Origin of the sequence: Streptomyces sp. NPDC097107 (assembly GCF_044762405.1) — a bacterium.
Taxonomy (GTDB): Bacteria; Actinomycetota; Actinomycetes; order Streptomycetales; family Streptomycetaceae; genus Streptomyces; species Streptomyces thinghirensis.
This window is the reverse complement of the sequence record NZ_JBIWEF010000002.1, coordinates 63,289-89,285: the sequence shown is the minus strand read 5'-3', so window position 1 is coordinate 89,285 and position 25,997 is coordinate 63,289. Positions and strand designations below refer to the sequence as shown.

The 25,997-nt window shown below is 72.9% G+C and carries 16 protein-coding genes, 1 tRNA gene, 1 other RNA gene and 3 pseudogenes; 12 read left to right on the top strand and 9 right to left on the bottom strand.

Annotated elements, in window-relative coordinates; translation table 11 throughout:
- Positions 1-153: 153 nt before the first annotated feature.
- The 5 genes from ACIQ1J_RS04075 to ACIQ1J_RS04055 all read right to left on the bottom strand — a co-directional run bounded on the left by ACIQ1J_RS04075 (position 154) and on the right by ACIQ1J_RS04055 (position 3,342).
- Positions 154-291, bottom strand: coding sequence for a hypothetical protein (locus ACIQ1J_RS04075; protein WP_210962190.1), 138 nt, complete (start codon positions 289-291; stop codon positions 154-156).
- A gap of 133 nt (positions 292-424) precedes the next feature.
- Positions 425-820, bottom strand: coding sequence for a hypothetical protein (locus ACIQ1J_RS04070; protein WP_403553939.1), 396 nt, complete (start codon positions 818-820; stop codon positions 425-427).
- Between the two features lie 184 nt (positions 821-1,004).
- A complete protein-coding gene (locus ACIQ1J_RS04065; RefSeq protein ID WP_403553937.1) occupies positions 1,005-1,700 on the bottom strand; it encodes an HdeD family acid-resistance protein in 696 nt (231 codons plus the stop codon).
- Positions 1,701-1,991: 291 nt separating this feature from the next.
- Positions 1,992-2,585, bottom strand: coding sequence for an HhH-GPD-type base excision DNA repair protein (locus ACIQ1J_RS04060; RefSeq protein ID WP_210962188.1), 594 nt, complete (start codon positions 2,583-2,585; stop codon positions 1,992-1,994).
- A 25-nt stretch (positions 2,586-2,610) separates the two neighbouring features.
- Entirely contained in the window at positions 2,611-3,342 is a 732-nt protein-coding gene (locus tag ACIQ1J_RS04055; RefSeq protein ID WP_403553934.1) for a siderophore-interacting protein, read from the bottom strand.
- Positions 3,343-3,425: 83 nt separating this feature from the next.
- Between ACIQ1J_RS04055 and ACIQ1J_RS04050 the strand changes: the two genes are divergently transcribed.
- The 5 genes and pseudogenes from ACIQ1J_RS04050 (at position 3,426) to ACIQ1J_RS04030 (ending at position 9,662) form a co-directional block, all read left to right on the top strand.
- Positions 3,426-5,516: a penicillin acylase family protein gene (locus tag ACIQ1J_RS04050; protein WP_403553932.1), complete on the top strand. Its 2,091-nt coding sequence runs from the start codon at positions 3,426-3,428 to the stop codon at positions 5,514-5,516.
- Positions 5,509-6,129, top strand: a complete 621-nt coding sequence (locus ACIQ1J_RS04045) for a GNAT family N-acetyltransferase (protein WP_403553930.1) — start codon at positions 5,509-5,511, stop codon at positions 6,127-6,129. The genes ACIQ1J_RS04050 and ACIQ1J_RS04045 overlap by 8 nt, the downstream gene beginning before the upstream one ends.
- The gene (locus ACIQ1J_RS04040; RefSeq protein WP_210962184.1) at positions 6,126-6,617 is read left to right on the top strand and encodes a cupin domain-containing protein; all 492 of its coding nucleotides are present in this window, start codon (positions 6,126-6,128) and stop codon (positions 6,615-6,617) included. Before ACIQ1J_RS04045 ends, ACIQ1J_RS04040 begins: the two co-directional genes overlap by 4 nt.
- Positions 6,614-7,377, top strand: a pseudogene (locus ACIQ1J_RS04035) (SDR family NAD(P)-dependent oxidoreductase). Before ACIQ1J_RS04040 ends, ACIQ1J_RS04035 begins: the two are co-directional and overlap by 4 nt.
- A gap of 158 nt (positions 7,378-7,535) precedes the next feature.
- Positions 7,536-9,662, top strand: coding sequence for a copper resistance CopC/CopD family protein (locus ACIQ1J_RS04030; protein WP_403553928.1), 2,127 nt, complete (start codon positions 7,536-7,538; stop codon positions 9,660-9,662).
- Positions 9,663-9,934: 272 nt separating this feature from the next.
- On the opposite strand, the gene ACIQ1J_RS04025 is transcribed toward ACIQ1J_RS04030, so the two are convergent.
- Together ACIQ1J_RS04025 and ACIQ1J_RS04020 are read right to left on the bottom strand one after the other, a co-directional pair.
- Positions 9,935-11,170 (bottom strand): SWIM zinc finger family protein, encoded by a 1,236-nt coding sequence (locus ACIQ1J_RS04025; protein ID WP_403553926.1) that lies wholly within the window; start codon positions 11,168-11,170, stop codon positions 9,935-9,937.
- A complete protein-coding gene (locus ACIQ1J_RS04020; protein ID WP_403553924.1) occupies positions 11,167-13,959 on the bottom strand; it encodes a DEAD/DEAH box helicase in 2,793 nt (930 codons plus the stop codon). Before ACIQ1J_RS04020 ends, ACIQ1J_RS04025 begins: the two co-directional genes overlap by 4 nt.
- A 296-nt stretch (positions 13,960-14,255) precedes the next feature.
- Here ACIQ1J_RS04020 and ACIQ1J_RS04015 point away from each other — a divergent pair, with 296 nt between their 5' ends.
- The 3 genes and pseudogenes from ACIQ1J_RS04015 to ACIQ1J_RS04005 all read left to right on the top strand — a co-directional run.
- A complete protein-coding gene (locus ACIQ1J_RS04015) occupies positions 14,256-14,534 on the top strand; it encodes a hypothetical protein (protein ID WP_403553922.1) in 279 nt (92 codons plus the stop codon).
- 18 nt (positions 14,535-14,552) lie between these two features.
- A pseudogene (locus ACIQ1J_RS04010) lies at positions 14,553-14,920 on the top strand (DNA-binding protein); the annotation flags it as partial.
- Positions 14,921-14,942: 22 nt separating this feature from the next.
- A pseudogene (locus tag ACIQ1J_RS04005) lies at positions 14,943-15,307 on the top strand (tyrosine-type recombinase/integrase); the annotation flags it as partial.
- A gap of 792 nt (positions 15,308-16,099) precedes the next feature.
- Here ACIQ1J_RS04005 and ACIQ1J_RS04000 read toward each other — a convergent pair.
- Together ACIQ1J_RS04000 and ACIQ1J_RS03995 are read right to left on the bottom strand one after the other, a co-directional pair.
- A complete protein-coding gene (locus tag ACIQ1J_RS04000) occupies positions 16,100-16,711 on the bottom strand; it encodes a hypothetical protein (RefSeq protein WP_254882252.1) in 612 nt (203 codons plus the stop codon).
- Between the two features lie 2,416 nt (positions 16,712-19,127).
- Positions 19,128-19,215, bottom strand: a tRNA-Ser gene (locus ACIQ1J_RS03995).
- A gap of 74 nt (positions 19,216-19,289) precedes the next feature.
- On the opposite strand from ACIQ1J_RS03995, the gene ffs reads away from it, so the two are divergent.
- The 4 genes from ffs to ACIQ1J_RS03975 all read left to right on the top strand — a co-directional run bounded on the left by ffs (position 19,290) and on the right by ACIQ1J_RS03975 (position 25,838).
- Positions 19,290-19,384, top strand: an RNA gene (gene ffs, locus ACIQ1J_RS03990) — signal recognition particle sRNA small type.
- A gap of 67 nt (positions 19,385-19,451) precedes the next feature.
- Positions 19,452-21,818 carry a DNA polymerase III subunit gamma and tau gene (locus ACIQ1J_RS03985; protein WP_403553920.1) on the top strand — a complete coding sequence of 789 codons (2,367 nt, stop codon included), beginning with the start codon at positions 19,452-19,454 and terminating at the stop codon, positions 21,816-21,818.
- 129 nt (positions 21,819-21,947) lie between these two features.
- Entirely contained in the window at positions 21,948-23,201 is a 1,254-nt protein-coding gene (purD, locus tag ACIQ1J_RS03980) for a phosphoribosylamine--glycine ligase (RefSeq protein ID WP_210962155.1), read from the top strand.
- A 297-nt stretch (positions 23,202-23,498) separates the two neighbouring features.
- Positions 23,499-25,838 carry a hypothetical protein gene (locus ACIQ1J_RS03975; RefSeq protein WP_403553918.1) on the top strand — a complete coding sequence of 780 codons (2,340 nt, stop codon included), beginning with the start codon at positions 23,499-23,501 and terminating at the stop codon, positions 25,836-25,838.
- Positions 25,839-25,997 lie beyond the last annotated feature (159 nt).

Sequence of the window (25,997 nt, the reverse complement as noted above, 5' to 3'; positions counted from 1 at the left end):
GGAGTGCGGCGCTGGAAATGACGCCGTAAACGAGCCAGCAGGATCGTAAACGGGGGCAAACGGGAACGGCGGCCCCGGGACGGGCGACCGCGAGCGCGCTGCGCCGGAGGCGGAGGCGGTGCCGGACCCGCCTCCGCCGCTCGGGCGACCGCGTCAGTCGCGCTTCCCTTGCCGCGCGGGCGGCCGGGGTTCGCTCGGGGTCTGCGGCCTGCCGGTGTCGGGCTTGGTGGTGCGGCGGGCGGCCTCGGCGCGCAGGAGGGCGCGCAGGACGGCGTAGGGGTCGTTGAGCATGGCGGATTCCTCGTTCCTCGTTCCGTGTTCCGGGGGGTCGCGTTCCGCGTCTCGTGTCTCGCGTTCCGCGTTCCGCGTTCCGCGTTCTTGCGGAGGGCCGGCGGACGGTGCGGTCGGCGCCGGTCCGGTCCGGTCAGCAGCGCAGGACCACGGAGCGCGGGGCGTGTGGGGAGGGCGGCGGCCCGGCCGGAAGGGGTGGTGCGAGGGTCCGGGGCGCGGGGACGTGGCGGCCGGGCGCCGGGGGCGGCGGGACGGACAGGGCCACGAGGGTGCGCCGGCCGCTGCGGGCCGGTGTGCGCAGCGCCGTGTCGAGGTGGTCGTACTCACCGGCGGCGCCGCCCGGGGCACCGCCGCCAGGTCCGCTGCCACCGGCTCCGCCGACACCTCCGCTCCCCCCGGCCACCAGGGCGGTCGGTGCCGCCTGGGCCGTCGCGTGCGTGCACGGCACGATCAGGACGAGCAGCAGGACCAGGGCCCGCAGGCAGGCGCGACGGCGTCCGGTGCGCGTCGCCCGCCCTGTACGTGCCACACGCGCCGCGCGCCCTGTACGTGCCGCACGCGTCGCGCGCCCTGTGCGCGCCGTATGTCCGACGCGCGTGGCGCGGGCGTCGGCAGCGGCGTGCGGTGTGGGGCTCACGTCAGGTCGTGTCCCCGCCGGGCGTACGCCGCCCACCGTGCCGGGACGAGAACCGCTCGCTCGGCGTAGGGGCGGTTCACAGGGCGCGTGGGACCTGGTGGGCTCGCCCACGCAGGCGTACGGACGTGACGATCTCGACCACGCCGACGGCTACCAGCCACCAGCCGCCGAACAGCATGAGGACGGCCGCCGACTCCACCGGCGAGTCGATCAGCACGATGCCGGCGACGACGGTGACGGCGCCGAGGAAGATGTGCCAGCCGCGCGCGGGCATCGCCGGGTCGTGGACGGCGGCCAGGATCTGCGTGACGCCGCGGAAGAGCCAGCCGATGCCGATCCACAGCGCGAGCAGCAGTACCGACTGCAGAGGGCCGCGGAAGCAGAACAGGCCCAGCAGGATCGACACCGCGCCGCTGATGAAGGCGAGGACCCGCAGCGAGGTCGTCCGGTGGGTGCCGAAGGCGGCGGCCAGTTGGAGGACGCCGCTGATGACGAGGTAGAGGCCGAAGAGCACACCGGCGGCGCGCAGTGACGCGCCCGGCCAGACCAGGACCAGCACGCCCAGGACGAGTGAGGCGATCCCGGTGAGCAGCACGGTCTGCCATGCGGCGCGGGACAGCGAGTGCAGCGGACCCTCGAAGGCGGGCTCGGGTTCGGGCCCGGACGCGTGCCGTCCGCCTGTCGGGGTGTGCGTGCCGTGGCCCGCACGGGCGTGGATCCCGCGGTCGTCGTACGGCTGCCCTCCGGGGGTGCCGCTGGGTGGCTCGGTCATGCTCCATGCTGGGAGCGGGGGTGGTGGGGGCGCCAGTTGGGGCGGGCCAGTGGGCTGATGTGGGCGGGTGCGTAGGCGCGGGTGGTGCAAGTGGCGCCCGGCGTTGGTGCGGGCCGGGGGTGAGGTGTCGTGGTCCGGGGTCGGGCGGGTGCTGTTGCGTTCATCCGTGCCGTCCCTGTTGCGTGACGGCCCGTAGTCGGGGGCCCGGGTGGGGTGTCGTGGTCCGGGGTCGGCGGGTGCTGTTGCGTTCATCCGTGCCGTCCCTGTTGCACGACTGCCCGAAGCCGGGGGCTAATCGCCCGAGGTCTTCGCCGCCTTGGCCGCCGCCTTCATTTCCTGCTTGTGGGCGCGGACCTTCGTCAGGGACTCAGGGCCGGTGATGTCGGCGACGGAGCGGAAGGCGCCGGGTTCGCCGTAGGCGCCGGCGGCCTCGCGCCAGCCGTCCGGCTGGACGCCGAGCTGCTTGCCGAGCAGGGCGAGGAAGATCTGGGCCTTCTGCTTGCCGAAGCCGGGCAGGTCCTGGAGCCGCTTCAGCAGCTCCTTGCCGGTGGAGACACCCCGCCAGACGGCCTCCGCGTCACCGTCGTAGGTCTCGACGAGGTACCGGCACAGCTGCTGGACGCGGCCCGCCATCGAGCCGGGGTAGCGGTGCACGGCCGGCTTGTCGGAGAGCAGGGCGGCGAACGCCTCGGGGTCGTGGGCCGCGATGTCGTGCGCGTCCAGGTCCTCCGCGCCCATGCGCCGCGCGATGGTCGACGGCCCCTTGAACGCCCACTCCATGGGGACTTGCTGGTCGAGCAGCATGCCGACCAGCGCGGCGAGCGGGCTGCGGCCGAGGAGCTCGTCGGCCTGGGGGTCCTGGGCGAGGTGAAGTGTGACGTCCATGCCCTCGATGATCGCGTGTGCGGGCTCAGGTCGCGCGCCAGTACCCCAGCGCGCTCACCCGCTGCTTGGGCAGCCCCAGCTCCTTGCGGGCGTACGAGGCCAGCGCCCGGGTCGTCGCCGTGTCGCAGGCGATCCAGACGAACGGCTCGGGCGTCGACCGCAACAGCTCCGGCAGCGCCTCCTTCACCTGCGCGACCAGGTGGGCGCCCGCGTCACGGCGCGGGACCGTGCGGACCTCGTGGCGGTCGGGGCCGGTACGGAAGGGCAGGCCGTCGGTGCCGGTGCCGCCGTCCTCGAACCAGATCGTCGCGGGAACCGGTCCCAGCGCGTCGAGGAGGGAGTTGAGGGCGGGCAGGGACGCCGGGTCGGCCACCGCGAAGACGCGGGAGGGAACCGGCTCGGGGACCTCGAAGCCGGTGCCCTGGACCGTCGCCTCGATGGTGTCGCCGGGCTTCGCCGCCCTGGCCCAGTCGCTCGCGCACCCCTCGTGCAGGGCGAACTCCATGCCGAAGGTGCCGGCCGCCGGGTCCGGGTCGACCAGTGTGTACGCCCGCTGGTGCGGTTTGCCCGCGTTGTCGAACCACAGCCGCACCCACATCGTGGGGTGGACGCCGGTCGCCGCCAGCATGCCGCCGTCACTCAGGCGCAGCCTCCGGAAGTCCGGCGTCACGTCCTCCGCGTCCGTCACGGTGAACTCGAAGTCCTTCGCACGCATCAGCTTGAGGACCGCGCCCTCCCAACCCCGCCCCTGCCCCATTGTTTCTTCACCCTTCACGTACTATTCGGCCACGACGTAAGACTTAGGTGAGCCTAACCTAAAGGGAAAGTGGGGGTACAGGGGTGAGCACCGAGACTTACCGCGACGCCTGGGGGATCCCGCACCTGCGCGCGGACAACGCGGACGAACTCGCCCGCGCCCAGGGCCGGGTGACCGCACGCGACCGGGCCTGGCAGCTGGAGGTCGAGCGCCACCGCGCGCAGGGCACCTCCGCGTCCTTCCTCGGGCCCGGGGCCCTGTCCTGGGACCGGCTCGCCCGGCGGGCGCGGCTCGCGGACACCGCCCGCCGCTGCTTCACCGCCCTGGAGGAGAAGGACCCGGAGACGGCCGTATGGGTGCGGGCGTACGTCGACGGTGTGAACGAGGGGCTGGCCGAAATCGGATCCGCCGCCCCCGAGTTCGCGCGCGCCGGTCTCGCCCCCGGCCGCTGGGAGCCCTGGACCCCGCTCGGTGTCTGGCTCGCCACGCACATCCTCTTCGCGGGCTTCCCCGCCAAGCTCTGGCGGGAGCACGTCACCGCGCACCTCGGCCCGGACGCGGTCGCCCTCTTCGCCGCCGACGGACCCGGCACCGCCGGCAGCAACGGCTGGCTGGTGAGCGGCGAGCGGACCACCACCGGGCAGGCCGTCATCGCGGGCGACCCGCACCGCTTCATCGAGGACCCCGGCGTCTACCAGCAGATCCACCTGTCCTGCCCGGAGTTCGACGTCGTCGGCCTCGCCGTGCCCGGCGTCCCCGGCATCGCCCACTTCGGCCACACCGGCACGGTCGCCTGGGCCATCACCAACGCCATGGCCGACTACCAGGACCTGTACCGCGAGCGTCTGCGCCGCACCGGCGCCGGCGTCGAGGCCCTCGGCCCGGACGGCACCTGGCACCGCGCCGCCCGGCACACGGAGACCATTCGGGTCGCGAGCCAAGGGGAAGAAGGGGACGAGATCGTCGAGGTCGAGGTCATCGAGACCGACCGGGGGCCGGTGATCGCCGGCGGACCCGAGGGACTCGACGACGGCACCCCCACCGCCCTCAGTCTGCGCTACCCGCCCCGCGTCACCGCCGACCTCGGCTTCGGCGCCCTGCTGCCGCTGCTGCGGGCCCGCCGGGTCGCCGACGTGGACCGTGCCCTGGACGCGTGGGCCGAGCCGGTCAACGTCGTGCAGGCCGCCGACACCGAGGGCGGGCTGCTGCACCGGGTGGCGGGGCGGGTGCCGCTGCGGTCCGCCGCCAACGGCCTGCGTCCGGTGCCCGCCTGGGAGCCCGGCCACGAGTGGGACGGCTGGCACACCCCGCCCCGCGCCGGGCTCGCCGACGGCGTCGCCGTGATGGCCAACCAGCGCGGCCCGGCCGCACCGCTGGGCGTCGAGTTCGCCCCACCGCACCGCGCCGACCGCATCGCCGCCCTGCTCGCCGGGAAGGAGCGCTGGGCGGCAGCCGACATGTCCGCGATCCACACGGACACCCTCCTCGCCTCGGCCGGCCCCCTCCTGGACCGGCTGACGGCCCTGGACGACCTGACCCCCGCGGCCGCCGCCCTCCGCGACCGGCTCCTGTCCTGGGACCGGCGCATGGACGCCGGCAGCGCCGACGCGGCGGCGTACGCGGCCGTACGCGGGGCGGTCGTGCGGCGGTTGGCGGCGCACCCGGTCCTCGCCCCGGCGTCCGTGCCGCCCGCGTACCCCGAGGTACTGCTGCCGTGGCTCGCGCTCGTGCCCCGCGTCGGCTATGCCCTCGAACACCTGCTGCGCGCCGAGGACCTGTACGGCATCGACCGCGCCGGGGCGGTCCGCGCGGCGCTGGAGGAGGTGGCCGCCGATCCGCCGGCCGGCACCTGGGGCGACAGCCACCGCCTCGCCGCCTGGCAGGCGCTGCCGGACCCCTCCCACGCCGACGGGCCCCGGCTCTCCGGAGACCACGACTGCGTGCTGTGCACCTCCGCCGTCCCCGGCCTCACCGACCGTGCCGCACGCGGCCCCGCCGCCCGGTACGTCTGGGACCTGGCCGACCGGCAGGCCAGCCGCTGGGTGGTACCCCTCGGCGCGTCCGGCGTCCCCGGCTCGCCGCACCACCGGGACCAGCGGGCCCGGTGGCTCGACGGTGAACTCGTCCCCGTGGTCACCGACTTCGACCGACTCACCGAGGAAACCGATGTCTGATCAGCACACGTCCCCGTACGCCTCCCGCGCCGCCGTCCACGAGCAGGAACTCGACGGCTTCGGCACCGTCCGCGTCCTCCCGCTCGACGCCGCCGCGGACGCCGGCGTGATCCACCGCTGGGTGAGCGAGGAGCGGGCCGCCTTCTGGGGCATGAACGGCCTGACGCGGGACCAGGTCGCGGGAATTTACGCCCACATGGACACGCTGGACACCCACCACGCCTTCCTGGTGGTCAAGGACGGCGAGCCGGTCGCGCTGCTCCAGACCTACGACCCCGGGGCCGACCGGGTGAGCGAGTGCTACGACGTCGAACCCGGCGACATCGGCGTCCACCTGCTGCTGGCACCCGCCGGGACCGAGGGCGCGCGTCCCGGCTGGACCGCCGCGCTGGCGGCGGCCCTGATGGCGTACGTCCTGCTGGGCCTGGACCGGAAGCGGATCGTGGTCGACCCGGACGTCGGCAACGAGAAGGCGATCGCCCGCTTCCTCAAGCAGGGCTTCACCGCCGGACCGGCGGTCGTACTGCCGGAGATCGACCTGCCGGACGTGTACCTGCCGGAGAAGAAGGCGCAACTCGCGTTCCTGCGCAGGGAGGTAGCGTTCGGCGGGTGACTTCCCCGCCGACCGCCGAGGACCTGATCGCGCACTACGGGCTGGAGCCCATTCCGCGTGAGGGCGGTCTGTTCCGGCGCACCTGGGCAGGGCCCGGGCGGCCGGACGGACGCCCGGCGGGCTCGGCCATCGTCGCCCTGCTGACCGCCCGGCCGGGTGACTTCTCCGCCCTGCACCGCCTGCCCACCGACGAGGTCTGGCACTTCTACCTCGGCGATCCGCTGGAGCTGCTGCTCCTCGACCCGGACGGCGGCGTGCGTACGGCCGCGCTGGGACCGGACGTGCTGGGCGGGCAGCACGTGCAGTTCACCGTCCCCGCCGGGACCTGGATGGGCGGCCGGGTGGCGGCGGGCGGCGCGTGGTCCTTCTTCGGGTGCACGATGGCCCCCGGGTTCACTTACGGGGACTACGAGCACGGCGACGCGGCCGTCCTCACGGCGCGCTATCCGGCGGCGGCCGGGCGGATCGTGGAACTGTGCCGCCCATGAACCTGCTCGACGGTCAGGTGGCACTCGTGACGGGCGCGGGCGGCGGCATCGGACGAGGGATCGCGCTGCGGTTCGCCGAGGAGGGCGCGGCGGTCGCGGTGCACTGCCGTACGGCGGTCGAGGCGGCTCGGGACGTGGCCGCGCGGATCGGGGAGCGCGGCGGCCGGGCGGTGGTACTGCGGGCCGACCTCACCGACGAGGACGCCTGCCGGCGCCTGGTCGAGGAAGCCGCCGACTGGGGCGGTGGACGGCTGACGGCGCTGGTCAACAACGCGGGCGTGCAGCCGCTGCGGGAGCTGGCCGGCATGGCGGCCGCCGAGTGGCGGGCGGTGGTGGACACCAACTCACCAGTGTCTTCGCGTGCACGCAGGCCGCCGCCGGGATCATGCGGACCCAGGACGACGGCGGCACGGTCACCCACATCGCCTCGATCGAGGCGAACGCCCCCGCACCCGCCCACGCGCACTACGGCGCCTCCAAGGCGGCGGTCGTGGCGCACGCCCGTTCCGCCGCGCTGGAGTACGGCCCGTGGGGAGTCAGGGTCAACACCGTCTCGCCCGGCCTCGCCGACCGGGACGGGCTCGCGGCGGCCTGGCCGGACGGGGTACGGCGGTGGCGGGAGGCGGCGCCCGCGGGACGGCTGGGGCGGCCGGAGGACGTGGGCGACGCGTGCGTGTTCCTCGCGTCACGGCTGGCGTCCCGGGGCACCGGGCACGACCTGGTGGTGGACGGCGGAGTGACGGCACGCCCGTCGTGGTGAACGCTCCGCCCGGCATCCGGTGAGTCTCCGGTGAGCGGGGCGGCGCCCGCGTCCGTACGTATCCCCGAGGCAGTGGGTCACGACGACGGAGATGCGACGTGAGGTGTGGTGGCGGTACGCGCGCTGGAGCCCGGGGCGGCCGGAGACTTCGGGGACCGGTGCTGCTGGGCACCCTGCTGGTCCTGCTCGTCCTCGGCGGCGCGGGACCGGCGTCCGCCCACGCCGCCCTGCGCTCCACCGACCCCGAGGACGGCAGCGTCCTCCAGCGCGCCCCCCGCCACGTCACCCTGACCTTCACCGAGTCCGTCGGCCTGCGCGACGACTCCTTCCGCGTCCTCGACCCCGGCGGGCACCGGGTGCGGACGGGTGAGGCCGGGCACGCCGACGGCCGTTCCGACACGGCGCGGGTGGCGCTGACGGGCCGGCTCGGCGAGGGCACGTACACCGTGGCCTGGCGGGTGGTGTCGGCCGACAGCCACCCCGTCTCCGGCGCCTTCACCTTCTCGGTCGGCAAGCCCTCCCTGACGACCGCGTCCGTGGCCCCCGGCCCCACCGAGGACCCGCTGACCGCCGCCCTCCACAAGACCGCCCGCTACCTCGCCTACCTCGCCGCGGCCCTGCTCATCGGCACGGCCGCCTTCGTCGCCCTGTGCCGCCCGCCGGACCCCGCCCCGCTGCGCCGGCCACTGGTGGCGGGCTGGTGGACCCTGCTGGGCTCGACCGTCGCCCTGCTGGTGTTGCGCGCCCCGTACGAGGCGGGCACGGGGCCGGCGGCGGCCCTCGACGCCGACGCGCTCGGCGGCACCCTCACGACCCGGCCCGGAGCGCTGCTGCTGGTGAGGCTGGCGCTGCTCGTGCCGGCCGGGCTCTTCCTCGTCCGCATGGCCCGCGGGGGCCGGTACCGGCACCGGGAGCGGGCCCCGCTCGCCGCCGCGGTGGGCGCCGCGCTGGCCGTCGGCCTGGCCCTGACCTGGGCCGCCGCCGAGCACGCCGCCGCGGGGATCCAGGTGCCGGTGGCGGTGACGTCGTCCGTGCTGCACCTGCTCGCCACGGCGGTCTGGCTCGGCGGCCTCGTCGCCCTGCTCGCCACCCTGCGCTCGTCCGCGGACGCCGCCACAATCGCCCGCTTCTCCCGGACCGCCTTCGCCGCCGTGACCGTCCTGGTCGTCACCGGCGTCTACCAGTCCTGGCGCGGCCTCGGCTCCTGGCCGGCGCTCACGGAGACGACGTACGGCAGGCTGCTGCTCGCCAAACTGGCCGGCGTGGCCGTGCTGCTGGCCGCGGCGGCGGTCTCGCGGCGTTGGACGGGCGCGTGGGCGACGGGTGCGGCGGGTGCGGCGGGTGCGGCGGGTGCGGCGGGTGCGTCCGAGGCGGCCGGTGCGGCGAGGGCGGTGGGTGCGACAAGTGCGTCCGAGGCGACCGGTGCGGCTGGCGCGGCGAGTGCGTCCGAGGCGACCGATGCGGCGGGTGCGGCGGGCGCGACCAATGCGGCCGGTGCGGTGGCTGCGGTGGACGCGGTGGACGCGGAGACGGCCGTACGCGAGCGGGTACGTGAGCGGGTGCCGGAGCCGGTGGGCGGGCCTCCGGCGCGGGTGTCGGAGCAGTCCGAGCTGGGGGTGTCCGAGCGGGGGGCGTCGGGTTCTGGGTCGTCCGAGCTGGGGGTGTCCGAGCGGGGGGCGTCGGGTTCTGGGTCGTCCGAGCTGGGGGTGTCCGAGCGGGGGGCGTCGGGTTCTGGGTCGTCCGAGCCGGGGCCGTCGGAGCGGGGGGCGGCCGAGTCGGAGCCGTCCGCCGTCGGGGACGCCCGCCGTCGCGGGCTGCGCCGGTCCGTTCTGGTCGAGGCCGTCGTCGCGGCCGTCGTCCTGGTGGTCACGACCGTGCTCACCAGTACGGTGCCGGGCCGGGCGGCGGACGAGGCGGCACGGGCCGTACCGGCGGGCGGGGTGCTGCCCGCTTCCGTCACCACGATCCCCTTCGACATCGGCGCCTCCGGCCGGGGCACCGTCCAGATCACCCTGGACCCAGGCCGCACCGGCGACAACGCGGTGCAGGCCGTCGTCTTCGGCCCCGACGGCAGCCTGGCCGCCATACCCGAACTGCGCCTCTCCTTCACCCTTCCCGACCGGGGCGTCGGCCCGGTCGACGCGGAACTCGTCGACCGGGGCGGCTACTGGAGCGCCAACTCCCTCACCCTCCCCCTCCCCGGCGCCTGGACCATGAAGACGACGGTCCGGGTGTCGGAGATCGACCAGGTGAGCGAGACGAGGCGGATCCGGATCGAGCGGTGACGGTCAGGCGAAGAACAGGACGATGCGAGGAGTACGACGCCCCACGGCCGCCCTGGGCCTCGGCGCCCGCCAGGGCGTGGCCCTGGCCATCGCGCTGACCGTGCCGGTCACGATGGCCGCCTCACTGACCCTGCGGCCGGCCCTCCGCGCCCAGTTCGCCGCCCGCGACCAGCGGCAGGTCCCGAAGCGCGCGGCGAAGGGCCGAGGCCAAGGGTGCGGATCAGGAGGAAGAGCTCACTCACGTCGACCCGGCCAGCGGGGGAATCGCTTCCTCACTCCCCGTTCTGCGACCAGGCCGCGGTGAGCGCGGTGACCGGGTCGCTGTCGGCTGGTGCCCCGGGCCACCATTCGCCGTCGTCGTCCCGGAGGTAGGGGTACCAGCGGGCGTCAGGGCCCAGACGCAGCTGGATGCCGTGGTGGGTGAGGGTGAGGCGGTTGCGCCAGGTCCTGAGGTGTGTGGGGGAGTCGGTCATCTCGGCGAGGGCCGCGTCCACGGCGGTGCGGGCGGTCTTCATCACCGTCGGATCGGGGGCGTAGGGCTGTTCGGCGACGGTGATGCCCGTGGGACCGCCGTGGCGCCAGGCGCGGGTGAGACGTGCGAAGGCAGTGGGTTTGGCGCCGGTGTTCTGGATCAGGTGGTGGAACCACTCAAGTCCGGGGTCGCTTGCGGCGATGCGGACGGCGTCCTGGCGCTGGGTCAGGTGCAGATCGGTGGTGTCGCCCGCGAGGAGCCGGGCGGCGCGCGCGGTGGCATCGGCCATGAGGCGTTCCAGGTCCGCGGCGGCCAGGCCGGTGCCGGATGGCGGGGCGACCGGCAATGCTGTGGTGTGGGCGGCGGGTTCCGGGAGTTCGGGCAGTGCGGGGGGCGCTTCGGCCCAGTGGGAGTACGCGGCGGCGGCCGGGGCGCCGGCAGGTGCCGGTTGGGCGGCGGTCTCCTGTGCTGCCGTACGGCGTGCGCGTAGCTGGGTGAAGACCTCCTCGCGACCGCGGCCGCGCAGCGTGAAGAGCACGAATGGGTCGGTGTCGATGGTGGCGGCGATGGCGTAGCAGAGCGCGGCGGCGTGCTTGCAGGGGTATCCCCAGTCGGGGCAGGAGCACTCCGGATCGAGCTCGGTGGGGAGTGGGAGAAGTGGGACGCCTGCGTGCCGGGCGTCGTCCACGAGTCCGGCGGGCATCTCGTCGTCGAGAAGTGCTGCGAGATGTCCGGCGCGGGCCGCGATCGTGTCGAGCAGGGTGTCCCACTGAGGGCCGGTGAGGGCGGGCAGGCGGACGACGGAGCGGTAGGGGCGGGGCCGGCTGCCCTGGACGGCGGCTTTGACCTGGCCGGGGGCGATGGTGACCGCGCCGACCATGCCCTGGCGGGCATAGGTGCGTCCGCGGGACAGGCGCCCCGAGTCGAGGGTGGAGTCCTCCAGGGCCGTCACCCATGCCTGGCCCCACCAGGTCTCGGCGAAGGCACGCCTGCCGCGGGCGGGCGCGCGGCGCCGGCCGGGAAACGAAGGGCTCATGTCTGCCTCCCCAGGGCGACGAGTTCGGCGAGGTCGGCATCGGACAGTTCGGTCAGGGCGGCCTCACCGGAGCCGACGACGGCGTCGGCGAGTGCGCGCTTGGACTCGAGAAGCTTCGCCACCTTGTCCTCCACGGTGCCCTCCGCGAGGAGCTTGTGGACCTGTACGGGCCTGTCCTGGCCGATGCGGTAGGCGCGGTCGGTGGCCTGGTCCTCGACGGCCGGGTTCCACCAGCGGTCGTAGTGCACGACGTGGGTGGCGCGGGTGAGGTTGAGGCCGGTGCCCGCGGCCTTGAGGGAGAGCAGGAACACCGGCACCACGCCGTGCTGGAAGCGGTCCACCATCTCCTCGCGCGCGGTGACGGGGGTACCGCCGTGCAGGAAGAGGGTGGGGACTCCCCGCTCCGCGAGGTGCTTCTCCAGAAGGGTCGCCATCTGCCTGTACTGGGTGAAGACCAGCACCGACTCGCCCTCGGCGGTGATGGTGTCGATCAGTTCGTCGAGCAGGTCGAGCTTGCCGGACCGGCCGCGCAGTGGTGTCGACTGGCGCAGGTACTGGGCGGGGTGGTTGCAGATCTGCTTCAGCGCGGTGAGGAGCTTCAGAACCAGACCGCGGCGGGCGATGGCGTCGGCCTCGGCGATCTTCGTCATGGCTTCGCGGACCACTGCCTCGTAGAGGCTTGCCTGCTCGGCGGTCAGAGGTACGACGCGCTCGGTCTCGGTCTTGGCGGGCAGTTCGGGTGCGATGCCCGGGTCGGACTTCCTGCGGCGCAGCAGGAACGGGCGGACAAGACGGGACAGCCGGTCGGCGGCCTGTGGGTCCTCGCCCGACTCGATCGCTCGGGCGTGCCGGTCGCGGAAGGCCGTGAACGGGCCGAGGAGTCCGGGGGTGGTCCAGTCGAGGAGCGCCCACAGTTCGGAGAGGTTGTTCTCCACGGGGGTGCCGGTGAGGGCGACGCGGGCGCGGGCGGGCAGGGCGCGCAGCTCACGGGCGGTGACGGCGTAGGGGTTCTTGACGTGCTGTGCCTCGTCGGCGGCGATCAGCGACCATGCGTGCTCGGTGAGTGTCTCCCGGTCGCGGCGCAGGACGCCGTAGGTGACCAGGACGATCTCGTCATCGGCGAGGTCCTTCAGGTGGCGGTCGCCGCCGTGGTAGCGGCGCACGGGGATGGAAGGCGCGAACCTGGCGGCCTCGCGCTGCCAGTTGCCGAGCAGAGAGGTGGGGCAGACGACGAGCGTGGGGCCGGCGGTGGCGGGGTCGGTCTGGCGGTGCAGGTGCAGAGCGAGCAGGGTGATGGTCTTGCCCAGGCCCATGTCGTCGGCGAGGCAGCCGCCGAGACCGAGTGCGCACATCTCGGCCAGCCAGGCCAGGCCACGTTTCTGGTACCCGCGCAACGTGGCCTTGAGCGCGGCGGGCTGGGGCACGGGGGTACGGGAACCGGGATCGCGGATACGAGCGACCAAGTCGCCGAGCGCACCGACCGCCGTGCAGGGGACCCGGTCACCGTCCCGCTCGGCCTCGCCGGTCAGCGCGGCGCTCAACGCCTCCATGGGGGTGAGCGGTTCCATCCGGCGGCGCTTGGCGCGGGCCACCAGCTTCGGGTCGGCGATCACCCACTGGTCGCGAAGCCGGACGAGGGGACGGCGTGACTCTGCGAGAGCATCCATCTCGGACTCGGTGAGCGGCTCGCCGCCGAGGGAGATTTGCCAGCGGAAGTCGAGGAGGGCCTCGGTGTCCAGCAGGCCGCCCGCGGTGGAACCGGGGGCGGTGCGCTGCCCGATCTCCGCGGTCGCGGTGAGTGCCTTGACCAGGTCGCGCGGCCAGTGCACGTCGACACCGGCCGCGCGCAGCGCGTTCGTGGCGTCCCCGAGGAGATCGAAGGCTTCATCGTCGGTCAACCGGAGCTCATCGGGAGCGGCATCGTTGAGCAGCCTCCGCAGCGGGGGCCAGGCGCGGGCACCGCGGCGCAGGGCGAGCAGGGTCTCGGTCTCGGCGCGTGGGCCGAGCAGCCGCTCAACTCCGGCCGGCTCGCTCCACAGTCGTGCGGCCTCGACGACGAGCGCCGGGTCCGCCGCGGTGTGCAGTTGCAGGACGGCCCGGAACTGCCGTCGGCGTCCCTCGGGTACGTCGACGCGCAGGGAGACCCTGACCTCGGCGGTGAGCGCCGCCTGGGTTTCCTCGGCCCATTCACGCAAGGTGGGCACGGCGCGGGCCTCGCGCCAGGCGTACGGCAGCGCTCCCATGGCGAGCGGCGCGGCCGGCGTACGGACCAGATCATCGGCGACCGCGTCACAGAACTGGCGTATCAGCGCGGCCGGTTCGGCGATCCGTACCGGAGCAGGGCCGGGCCCGGGCAGGCAGTGGGCGTGTGGCGGGAAGGCGGCGGCCAGGGCGTCCAGCGTCTGGCGCTGGGCGGCGGTAAAGGGACCCGCCTGCCAGGTGTCGTAACCGGCGGGGGTGAGGGCCGGGTGGAGGCGGCCGTCGGCGAGCAGCCGCAGCGCGAAGCGAGTGGCGGCCTGCCAGGCGGCGCCGGAGGAATGCGTCGGCTCCGCACTGGCCAGGGCGGAGACAGCGACGGCGACAGGCAGCGCGTAACCCTCGACCCTGCGCCGCCTGACCGAGCGGCCGTGCGGCAGGACCAGCTCCACCGCCTCGGTCTCAAGGCCGGTGGGCGCCATACAGTCTCCGGCTGCTGCCCCGGTCGGTTTCCACAGCAGCAGCCGCCCAAGGCGGGCGGGCTCGCCGGGCAGGAACACCGCCGCCCAGCCGGCGCCGAGCAACTCCCTCACGAAGGCGGACGTCTCCTGCCGGACCAGCGGCGGAGCGCTCCTAGCGCCCGTACTCGGCTCTCGTACGACTACTCGTGCCACTCTCTTCCGCCCTGTCGCTTGCCGGCCCCTCCCCAGGGCCGCTCACTACCGGACCCCACCAGGCAACGTCACACGCTCGCAAATCACGGGCCTTGGCCTGACTGCGGGCGACGGCGCCACGACGGATACGCCGCTGCTGAACACACCGGTCCCAACCGTACGGTGCAGCGCTACGGTAAGGCCATGAGCACCTGGGACCCAGCCGCGCTGGAGGCGTGACCGAAGAGGCCACCGCCGACGCCTACGGCGAGGATGAGCAGCTCACCGGCTTCTTCACGATGATCGAGGAGAGCCTTGCCGTGCCGTTCACCACGACTGTTCTCGGCGTCGAGGTGAGCGCGGTCGGTGTCGATCTGACCGAGGACGGACGCGTGGTCGCACGCTGCGTCCGTGGGGCGGTCCGACAGGACATCGGAATCCTGGACCTGCCGCTGCCGGAACCCGCCGCCGAGGGCTGGCAATGGATCGAGGCATACCGCTACTGGGCCCGCTGAACTGGCGCGTCGCATGGACTGCCGCTACCGGGACCGACCGTCGTCCTGGGCAGTGCGGGGCTGTCGGCCTGGGTGGCGCAGGACCGGAAGATTCCGGCGATGCTCCAGGTGTTCCACAACATGGGAGCGGACCTCGTCGTCAGCGCCAACACCATCGTGGAGGTGAGCCACGCCCGGGTGAATGTGCCCCTACTGCAATGGGCGCTCTCCCAGGTCAAGGGGGAGCCGATCACGGAGGCGGCGGCCAAGGCGGCGGCCCAACTGCTCAAGGGCGCCGGCCTGCACGGGCACAAGTACGCGATTGACGCCACCGTCGCGGAAGCGGCCTTGCGTCAGCCTGGCCGGTCGCCCTCCTCACGTCGGATGTCGATGACATGACCCGGCTCCACCTCGGCCTCGCACCGGGCTCGGCAGCACCGGGAGACCCAGGAGCGGGAGCGGCTCGCGGCCGGTGCGGACCGGGAGGGCAGGGGGTACGTGTTCGCCTCGCCGACCGGTGGGCCGCTGAGCCCCAGCATCGACTTCCACGTCTGGAAGCGGCTGCTTCGGGACGCCGGCGTGCGGGACGGTCGTCTCCGTGACGCTCGCCACACCGCCGCGACCGTCCTGCTGATCCTCGGCGTCCCGGACGTCGTGGCCGACTCGATCATGGGGTGGGAGCCCGGGGAGCGGCCCGGGTGCGCGCTCGCTACATGCATGTGACGGGGACCATGCTGCGGAAGGTCGCGCGGCAAGTCGGGGACGCCACCCGGGAGTCGCCGACGGCGAACTGAGACGGAAACCGAGACGGACAACGTCGAAGGGCCCCACCGCGAACGGTGGGGCCCTTCGACTTCGTGCCCGGTGAGGCACTGGCGGAGGATACGAGATTCGAACTCGTGAGGGGTTGCCCCCAACACGCTTTCCAAATGTTCGTACGGGGGTCCGGAGCAGGCCGTACCCGTGCCGGCCTGCGGCGGTTCGTTCGGGGTGGCCCTGTTCGGACAGGGCCGGACGGGCGCGAATGAGACCAGAACTGAGACCAGCCGGAGCCTTCTCGCGCTACCGACGGCGACTCCAATACGGCTCCAGAGCCAGTCAGGACAGGTCGTACAGCTTCAGTCCGACGTGGTCGACGATCCAGCGGTATGCCTCGCCGTCGATCGCGGAGTAGATCCGACCCGCCCGGGCCATGTCGGCCAGGGACTCGACGATGGCGGTGACGTTTGCGTGACCGGTGAGGAGCGATGCAAGGTGCTGATCCGGTCAGCGGTCGGATATTTTCCGTAAGCTGTATGAGATTGCAATCCACCCGCCGGCGGAAAGGATGAGGATCGAAATCGGAGTAATGAGGGAGCCGCGCTTGGCGGCAAAAAGTAGTGCGTCAGGTGTTGTCAGGAATGCGATAAACCCGATCCATGCAAGGGAAATGAGTGCGAGGAACCCGCAAATGCGTTGCAAGGTGACCAATTTATGACTCCTCTTCTTGTTTGGTGAGAGTCGCATTGGCGCTCCTTGCCGCGCCGCAGCTCCGACGCGGGAAGTGGTCCGCGCCGGAGCTGTTGTGTTCCTTGGGACTTGCGTCCCTACCTTACGAGGCCGTCGAGTACGACTTCGACCTCTTCGATGGTGGCACCGTTCGGAGCGGTCGTGAAGTGTCGCGGAGCGTTCGCCGTGGCGAGACTCTTGGCCCCGGTCGGGGCCTCCGGGAGTACCTGCGTCTCGATGGGGTTGCCCGATGCGTCGAGGGCGGGCTTCCCGTTGGAATCCGACACGGGCATGGTGTCCGGCATCGATCCTGCCGGTGCCACGTTGTCGTCGTTTACTCCAGGGGGCGCCTCGGTCGGTGCCGGCGGTGCCGCGAACGACGTGTCAGGCAGCAGGTGGGATCCAGACCACATCATGACGTCCCAGCCGTACCACGCGTTGCCGTCCTTCATACCTGCGTAGTTGCCGAGACCGTAGTAGCCGGAGCCGCACGCGCCGCCTGCCGGGGCGGTGCTGGTGATGCGCATCGTGGATGCCGGTTCGGAGTTCATGTACCACTGATCGGTCCGGTCGCAGATGAGCCAGGAGCCATCACCCTGGGCGTCGACGTACCACTTGTAGATGACGAATCCTTCTGCGAGCCACCCGGTGTTGCGCTCCCAGGGGAGAATGCAGTCGGACGGAATGGAGCTGAGTTCGGCCTGGGACATCGAGTCACCGCGGAAGTAGCCTCCGCCCGTCGAACCGTGTGACGTCTCAGACCGGTTCATGACGCATCGCGACGAATCGGCGTTCGACCATACGAGGTCCGCGTAGTAGACGTAGTGCGCGTTCGCTGCCGTACTGGAGGCCAGGGTTATCCCAAGGGCCGCGAATAAGGCCAGCAGGCTTCTGTGGACTGCGCGTCTCAACAGTGTTCCCTTCGTGTCTGTTGTTTCGGCGCTAGCCCCCCGTGAGGGAGTGGCTGCGAAGGATGCTCGATGAGCCTAGGTTAGTTGTGCAATAACGCAATACCGACAGAACATCGGGGCTGATTATCGATGCCCTGGAGCGGTCGGCGCACCGGCAGCGGTTCCGTTGATGACCTCGGGATACGGCGAGCGAGGCCATCCTGCTAGGGCCGCAGAGGTGGTGTCGAAATATCTTCCTTGGGGTTTCCGTATACTGGAATGACTCGAGGTGGAATATGTCTCTCCAATTGTGACCACCGGCCTGGTGCGTCGTGAGGTGGTTCCGCACGCGTGAGTGGCAGATTGAGAATTTCAGCGGTGTCGCGGTCATGCGGTTCGGACGCGTCGGGCTCCGCAGAAGACTCGTGAGATTTCGGCGACTCCTTGTTCGATGGGTGCGCGTGCGGCTGACAAGCCCGGCTGGCCGTCTGCTCGGTCGTGGTGAGTTCGCCTTGGTGCGGCTGGCGTTTCGGGGTGGTGACCCACTTGCCTGCACCGATGTAGGCCATGTCGGCGAGGGTGCAGTCGCGTCCAGCGCGTGAGGCTAGCGCCTGTCCCTCGTCCAGCTGTCCGTGCGAACGAAATCGGTCATCAGGTGAACGGCATCCCGCTCGTAGTGCGGCGTGGATAGGGTTGATCGCGCTAGGTAATCGATGGATCCTCGGACGGATACCGAAGTGACAGTGCCCAACCCTTTCGCGCCGCCGCCGGAGAACGCGAACCGGCCGGCGTAGTCACCGCTGGACGAGTATCTGTGGCACACGTGCGACATCCTCGCCGACCTCCTTGACGGCCGCCTTTCTGGCCGCCCCTTGGTCGCCACAACCGCAAGACTGGATCAAGGCGACCGCGCGCTTGCCGTGGGCCCCGGTCAGCGCTCGACTTGGCGAGCCCTGGGAGACGGCCGCCATCAGCACAGCAATGTGGTCGCCGTCGGCAGTCCCACAGTCGTCATCGGGAGTCTGGTGGGCTCAGCACTCGGCAACTCCACACGGCGCCGGCAGGCTGCGCGTGACGCGCAGCCACGATGGGTGGTGGATGGGCCAGGAGCGGTGACGCTCACGCCCCGCAGGCTGCATTTCGCGAACCCGACATGCGAGCTCGACCTCGACTGGAGGGCTCTGAGCGCGATCGAACTTGTTGCTCCGGACACCTTCCAGACGAGCTTCATCAGCACGCGCGGCCAGCAGGTGACGACGCGTGTACAAACGCCATGGGCATCGCTCGCTTTCGTCGTTGCCGCGATTACGGCGTTTGCCGCACACCCGCGCCTGCTGAGCCGCGGCTGGCTCCCGTCGGACTTCGAGCAGAGATGCGCCCTCTTGGGCCGCTTTGTCGTCCGGCGGCTCAGCTCACGGCCGAGCGACGGGTCCACTGAGGCGGGAAGGGGACCAACGCGACTGGCAGGCACTCGGCTGGGGATGTAGAGGCCATGGACGAGGAGATGGTGGGCTGGCCCAGGCGAGTCGCGGCGGCTGAACTCGGCCATGCGCTCCCACGACGGTGGGCGCACAGCCGTGGAGTCGCAGCCCGGGCGGCCGAGGTCGGCCTGGCGCGGAGTTGCTGCCAGGAGACGGGGGTGGGCCCAGGGGCGAGAGCTGTGGGAGCGGTGGAGATGCACCGTCCGCCTGAGGGCGGCGTCGCCGTTGATGCCTCGGGGATTACAGCGCTCATGATCGTTTTCTTCCTTGGGGAGCACGGGTGGAGGGCCTCGCTGGGAAACGTTGGCTGCCAGCAAGTGGGGTCTGCCTTGCTTTCCCAACCGCCACACTGTCGGTCGGGCCAGGCATCCCTCCCCGTTCGAGAGACATGCCGCCTGAAGCTGCTACCCAGCAGTACGATCCGTGTTTTTGGTGGCAGCCCCGGCGGTGGTGGCCGGCCCCGCATGAAGGGCACTTGGGTCCCGCAGAGGTAGGCGACGTTGTGTGTGATGAGGCCGCACTACGTGCGGAGCCGGCCCACTCGACCGTTGTGGCTGCCGCGGGAGCCGAGGGAAGAAGGTTCGGGGCGGCGCCCACCACGGGGATGCGCGTCAGAGGCGCTGGCGGATGCACGCCGTCCGCCCAGGTCCGCGCCCATCCGATCATGGCAACTGAGACCAAAACTGAGACCAAAGTACGTCGAAGGGCCCCACCGCGAACGGTGGGGCCCTTCGACTTCGTGCCCGGTGAGGCACTGGCGGAGGATACGAGATTCGAACTCGTGAGGGGTTGCCCCCAACACGCTTTCCAAGCGTGCGCCCTAGGCCTCTAGGCGAATCCTCCGCAGAGAACATTACATGACGTCGGAGAGTGCTTGCGAACTCGTTCTGGGGGCCCCACATCGGGTAACGTATGGCCCAGCCCCTCACGCGGCGCTATCTGACTGAACTCCCCCAGGGCCGGAAGGCAGCAAGGGTAGGTCGGCTCTGGCGGGTGCGTGGGGGGCGCCTGCGTTCACGGGGCGGGTCCGCTTTCCCGGGGCGGGCCGGTTGTCGGTGGGCGCCTATAACCTCGTATGCGTGTCGTCTCTCGCGCTCTACCGCCGTTACCGCCCGGAGTCCTTCGCCGAGGTCATCGGGCAGGGGCATGTCACCGACCCGCTGCAGCAGGCGCTGCGGAACAACCGGGTCAATCACGCGTACCTGTTCAGCGGTCCGCGCGGCTGCGGCAAGACGACCAGCGCCCGGATCCTGGCCCGCTGCCTGAACTGCGAGCAGGGCCCCACGCCGGCCCCGTGCGGCGAGTGCCAGTCCTGCCGCGACCTGGCGCGCAACGGGCCGGGTTCGATCGACGTCATCGAGATCGACGCCGCCTCGCACGGAGGCGTGGACGACGCCCGTGACCTGCGTGAGAAGGCTTTCTTCGGGCCCGCCTCCAGCCGGTACAAGATCTACATCATCGACGAGGCCCACATGGTCTCCCCGCAGGGCTTCAACGCCCTGCTGAAGGTCGTCGAGGAACCCCCGGAGCACCTGAAGTTCATCTTCGCGACCACCGAGCCCGAGAAGGTCATCGGGACCATCCGGTCGCGGACCCATCACTACCCCTTCCGCCTCGTGCCGCCCGGCACCCTGCGCGACTACCTCGGCGAGGTGTGCGGCAAGGAGGAGATCCCGGTCGAGGACGGCGTGCTGCCGCTGGTGGTGCGGGCCGGCGCGGGATCCGTCCGGGACTCCATGTCCGTCATGGACCAGCTGCTCGCGGGCGCCGGCGCCGACGGTGTGACGTACGACATGACGACCGCCCTGCTCGGCTACACGGACGGCTCGCTGCTCGACTCCGTCGTCGAGGCGTTCGTCACGGGGGACGGCTCGGCCGCCTTCGAGGTCGTGGACCGGGTGATCGAGGGCGGCAACGACCCGCGGCGCTTCGTCACCGATCTGCTGGAGCGCCTCCGTGACCTGGTCATCCTCTCCGCCGTGCCCGACGCGGCGGAGAAGGGGCTCATCGACGCCCCGGCCGACGTCGTCGAACGGATGCGGTCCCAGGCGAGCTCCTTCGGTGCCGCCGAGCTGAGCCGTGCCGCCGACATCGTCAACGAGGGGCTCACCGAGATGCGCGGGGCCCACGCGCCCCGCCTCCAGCTGGAGCTGATCTGCGCGCGCGTGCTGCTGCCCGCCGCGTACGGCGACGAGCGTTCGGTGATGGCGCGCCTGGACCGGATCGAACGCGGTGTGCAGTTCTCCGCGGGCGCGGGCGCAGGGTCGCCCGCCATGGGATACGTGCCCGGGCCCGAGGCGCATGCCGGTGCCGGTACCGGTGGGGTCGCGGCCGCCGCCGCTCCGGTTCCGCCGGGCGGCGGGCCCGCCGCTGCCCGGGCGGCGGTCCGGGCGCCCGGACCCGGTGGTGGCGGTGCCCCGGCGGAGCCGTCTCCGCGGGCGGACCGCCCGGAACGGCCGACGGCTGCCGGTACCGGTACGGGTCCCGCTCCCGGCGAAGGCGGCGCCCCCGCGGGCGGCGGGCAGCCCCAGGCCGCCCCCGTACCTCCCGCCGCCCCCGCCGCCCCCGCCGAGGCGCCTCCCGCCGCACCCGCACCCGCACCCGGTGCCTGGCCGACCGCGGCTCCCGCGGGCGGCGGGCGGCGTCCCGGAGGATGGCCAACGGCGGCACCGGCGGGCGGCGGCCAGTCCCGGCCCCCGGCCGCTCCCGCTCCCGCTCCCGCTCCCGTTTCCGTTTCCGGTCCCGCCTCGACTCCGGCTCCGGCACCCGTGCCGGCCGCCGCCGCCCCCGGGCCCGCCTCTCCGCCGCCGGGTGCGGGAGTCGACCCCCGCACGATCTGGCCCAACATCCTCGAGGCGGTCAAGAACCGCCGCCGGTTCACCTGGATCCTGCTCAGCCAGAACGCCCAGGTGACAGGCTTCGACGGCACATCCCTCCAGATCGGCTTCGTCAACGCCGGTGCTCGCGACAACTTCATGAGCAGCGGGAGCGAGGACGTGCTGCGGCAGGCCCTGGCCGAGCAGTTCAACGTGCAGTGGAAGATCGAGGCGGTCGTCGACCCGTCCGGCGGCTCGGCGTCTCCGCCGCCCGCCGGTCCCTCCGGTGGCTACGGCGGGTCCGGTGCCGGTGGTGCCGGTGGTGCCGGTGGTGGCGGTTACGGCGGTGGTGGCGGTTCCGGAGGCGGTGCGCCCGCACAGCGCCCGTCGGCACCCTCGCCCGCGGCCCCGCCTCCCGCACCGTCCGCGCCCGCCGCGCCGGGACCGGCGTCCGACTCGGCGTCCGCCCCAGCGCCCCGGCCCCCGGCCCCCGAGCCGCGCCCGGTCTCCCCCGAGGACGACATCCCCGAGGACGACGACCCCGACCTCGACGAGTCGGCCCTCTCCGGCAAGGAACTGCTGGTACGGGAGCTGGGGGCGTCGGTGGTCGAGGAGATTCCGCACGAGTAGTCCGCACGAGCAGGCGGGGTGCCGGCCGCGGGCCCGGGCCCCGCACTGGAGGAACCCACAAGCCCCCCGCCCCGCCCCTTCGGAAGCCCGCACAAACCGCACCGGGCCGTTCCCATTAGGCTTCACCCCGTGAAGGTCCTTGTCATCGGCGGCGGCGCCCGCGAACACGCCCTGTGCCGTTCCCTGTCCCTCGACCCCGACGTCACCGCGCTGCACTGCGCACCCGGCAACGCCGGTATCGCCGAGGTCGCCGAACTGCACCAGGTCGACGCCCTCGACGGCGCGGCCGTCACCGCGCTGGCCACCGGGCTCGGTGCCGAACTGGTCGTGGTCGGGCCGGAGGCGCCCCTCGTCGCCGGGGTCGCCGACGCCGTACGCGAGGCGGGCATCCCGGTCTTCGGCCCGTCCGGGCAGGCCGCGCAGCTGGAGGGCTCCAAGGCATTCGCCAAGGACGTCATGGCCGGCGCCGGCGTCCCCACGGCACGCTCCTACGTCTGTGTGAACCCGGCCGAGGTCGACGCGGCCCTCGACGCCTTCGGCGCGCCCTACGTCGTCAAGGACGACGGGCTGGCCGCAGGCAAGGGCGTCGTCGTCACCGACGACATCGAGGCGGCCCGCGCGCATGCGAACGCGTGCGACCGCGTCGTCATCGAGGAGTTCCTGGACGGCCCGGAGGTCTCCCTCTTCGCCGTCACCGACGGCGAGAACGTACGCCCGCTCCAGCCCGCCCAGGACTTCAAGCGCGCGCTCGACGGCGACGCGGGCCCGAACACCGGCGGCATGGGCGCGTACTCGCCACTGCCCTGGGCCGACCCCAAGCTGGTCGACGAGGTCGTGCAGAGCGTGCTCCAGCCGACCGTCGACGAGATGCGCCGCCGCGGCACCCCGTTCTCCGGACTGCTGTACGCCGGGCTCGCGATCACCTCGCGCGGCGTCCGCGTGATCGAGTTCAACGCCCGCTTCGGCGACCCGGAGACCCAGGTCGTGCTGGCCCGCCTCAAGACGCCGCTCGCCGGTCTGCTGATGGCCGCCGCCACCGGCAACCTCGCCGACCTGGAGCCCCTGCGCTGGAGCGACGACGCGGCCGTCACCGTGGTCGTCGCCTCCCACAACTACCCCGGCACCCCGCGCACCGGCGACCCGATCGCCGGCCTCGACGAGGTGGCCGCCGAGGACGCCCCGCACGCCTACGTCCTGCACGCCGGCACCCGCGCCGAGGGCGACGCCGTCGTCAGCGCCGGCGGCCGCGTCCTGTCCGTCACGGCCACCGGTACGGACCTCACCGAGGCCCGCGACCGCGCCTACCGGGCCGTTGCCCGCATCGGCCTCGACGGCTCCCAGCACCGCACCGACATCGCGGCGAAGGCGGCCGCGGGCGCCTGACCCGGCCCTGCGGAAAACTCCCGCCACCGAACCCGACAGGCCCCGGCTCCGTCTCAGGAGCCGGGGCCTGATCTTTGCTGTCCGTCATCCACCTTTCCCCAAAGCCATTCCATCGAGTGACCGATGCGCCATACGGCTGACGGGCACGAAGGCCCCAACTATGGTGCCGCGCAGGCATTCCGGCACTTGGCCCACCGGCATTGCGATGTCAGTGGCGGGTGCCACAGTGGGGGAGTGAGCAAGAGCCGGAGAGCAGCAGGAAAGTCCAGGGCAGCAAGGAGGGGGTGAGGTCCGGCCGTGACCGGTATCGGTGGTGTGGAGATGGGCGCGCAGGCAGCGCGCTCCCGGGCGGTGGCCGTGCTGCGCATCCGCAGCAGGGCGCTGGCCGTGGCCCTGCTGCCCGCTGCGGCCGCCGTGATCCTGCTCGTGGGCGGCTCCACCGGGCACCTCGCGGGCGGAGGCTGGGACACGGCCCGCTGGGCGGTGTCGGCACTCGCGCTTCTCGTGCTGGCGGCCGCCGCCGGAGTCGCCCTCGTCGTCGCCCGCTCCCGGCCCGCCGTGACCCCGACGGTCACGATCGCCGAGGAGTCCGCGCCGGACCTCTACCGGATGGTGCGCGACCTGGCCGACCGGCTGGACGTCCCCGCCCCCTCCGCGATAGCGCTCACACCGGACTGCGACAGCTGGCTGGAGGACCGCACCCACCCGGCCCACGGCCCGCCGCCCGTGGAGGAACACGACGACGTGGCCGGCGTCGGCGGACCCGCCCACCGCCGCACCGGCCCCGCGCCCGTACTCGTCATCGGCTCGCCCTTCCTGTGGTGGATGCGCGTGGGCGAACTGCGTGCCGTCCTCGCCCCGGTCGTCGCCGGTGCGGGCCCCTCGGCGCACCCCGACATAGCCGCGGCCCGCCGCTTCATACGGGGCCTGGACGCCGCGGTGGCGGTGGCCTCGTCGGGCAGGCGCGGTCCGCTGTCCCGGGCGGCATGCGCGGGCCTCGGCTGGGTGTCCCGGCTCCTGCTGCGCAGTTGCCGGGTCCACGCGGCACAGATGGAGCGCGGGGTCGCGACCGCGGCCGCCGAGCGGGCACAGGCTGTGGACTACGGTCTGCGGATCGTCGCGCAGGAGCAGGTCGGGCTCGCCTACGCGGGCTGGGACCGGCTGCTGACCCGGGTGGCGCTGCCCGCCTGGCGGATGGGCCGCTGGCCCTCCCGGCTGGACGTGGGCGTCGTCGCCGCGCTCACGGAGCTGTCCCGCCGCGACCGCCTGGCCGAGGGCTTCGCCTCCCGCCTGGGCGAGCGTCCGGCCTGCGACCTGCTGGAGGAGCCAGGGGTGATGGACGAGGCGGTCTCCCTCCTCGCCGCGCGCCTCTTCCACGGCGGGCCGGCCGAGACCGGTCCGGACTGGGCTCCGGTGGCCTGGGACGAGTACCCCGAGGAGGTCGTCGACCGGACCTGGCGCACGGACGCGGCCCGCCTCCACCGCGTCCTGGACACCCTGGGCGTCCGCCGCACCGCGGACGGCGGGACACCGGGCACGGACGGCCCGACCCTGGCCCGCGTCCTGGACCACCTCACGACAACCCCCACGCCGGTCGCCGACGGCCCCTCCACTCCACGGAACGCGACAGCCGCGACCGACACGGGGACGGGACCCGGCACTGGAGCGGCGACCGAGTCCGGTACTGGCACTGGAGCGGTGACCGAGCCCGGCACCGACGCTGAGCCCGGTACCGAGCCCGGCACCGGCACTGGAGCGGTGACCGAGTCCGGTACTGGCACTGGAGCGGTGGCCGAGCCCGGCACCGACGCTGAGCCCGGTACCGAGCCCGGCACCGGCACTGGAGCGGTGACCGAGTCCGGTACTGGCACTGGAGCGGTGGCCGAGCCCGGCACCGACGCTGAGCCCGGTACCGAGCCCGGCACCGGCACTGGAGCGGTGACCGAGCCCGGTACGGGGCCCCTACCGGTGGCCGAGCCCGGCACCGACGCCGCCGCGCATCCGCCGTACGGCGAGCACGCCGGGCACCCCGGGCACGACGCGCAGGCCGCCTACGACGCGCAGGCCGCCCACGAAACGCACGCCGCCCCCGCCGCCCACCTAGGCACCCACGGCGACGCGGACACTCCCGGCGACCGCCACCCGGAACACCGTGCCGCCTCCCCCGCCCCCTCCGCCGAGGACGCCGCCGACGACGATGACGACCTGGTTGGCACCACGGCCCGCGGAGCCGCCCTCGCCGCAGGGCTCAGTGCCCAGCTCGCCCGCGAGGAGGCGGAGGCGCAGCCGACCGGGGCCCAGGCCCCCGTCCAGGGAGCCGTGGCGCCGGTCGGCCCGGACGCCGCCCTCTGGGACGACCGCGCCCTGCCCCTCCTCCCTCTTCAGCCCCCGCGCACCGGCCGAGAGATCCTCACCGCCCACATCACGGCGATGGTGTGCTGCGCGGCGATGGACACCGCCGGCGCGACCCCCGGCCTCGACTGGCTCGACGGGCCCTCCCTCCTGGTCGACGGCGCCCGCGCCGTGGACCTGGGCCTCCACGTCCGCAGCCTGGTCGAGACGGGCGACCCGGGCCCCCTGCGCGTCTGGATGACCGAGCTCGGCATACGCCCGGAAAAGCCGGTGCGCCTGGTCTGACCCGCCCCACCGGCTACCGTGCCGGAACGCCGAATCGGACTCGCCGATTCCACTCTGGGCCACTTCTTGGGCCACTTCTTGGGCCACTTCGCGACGAACAGTGACAGCACGCGCGCGAAATGTGATGTGCTGGGACCGATCGCGCACATGGCAAAGGCG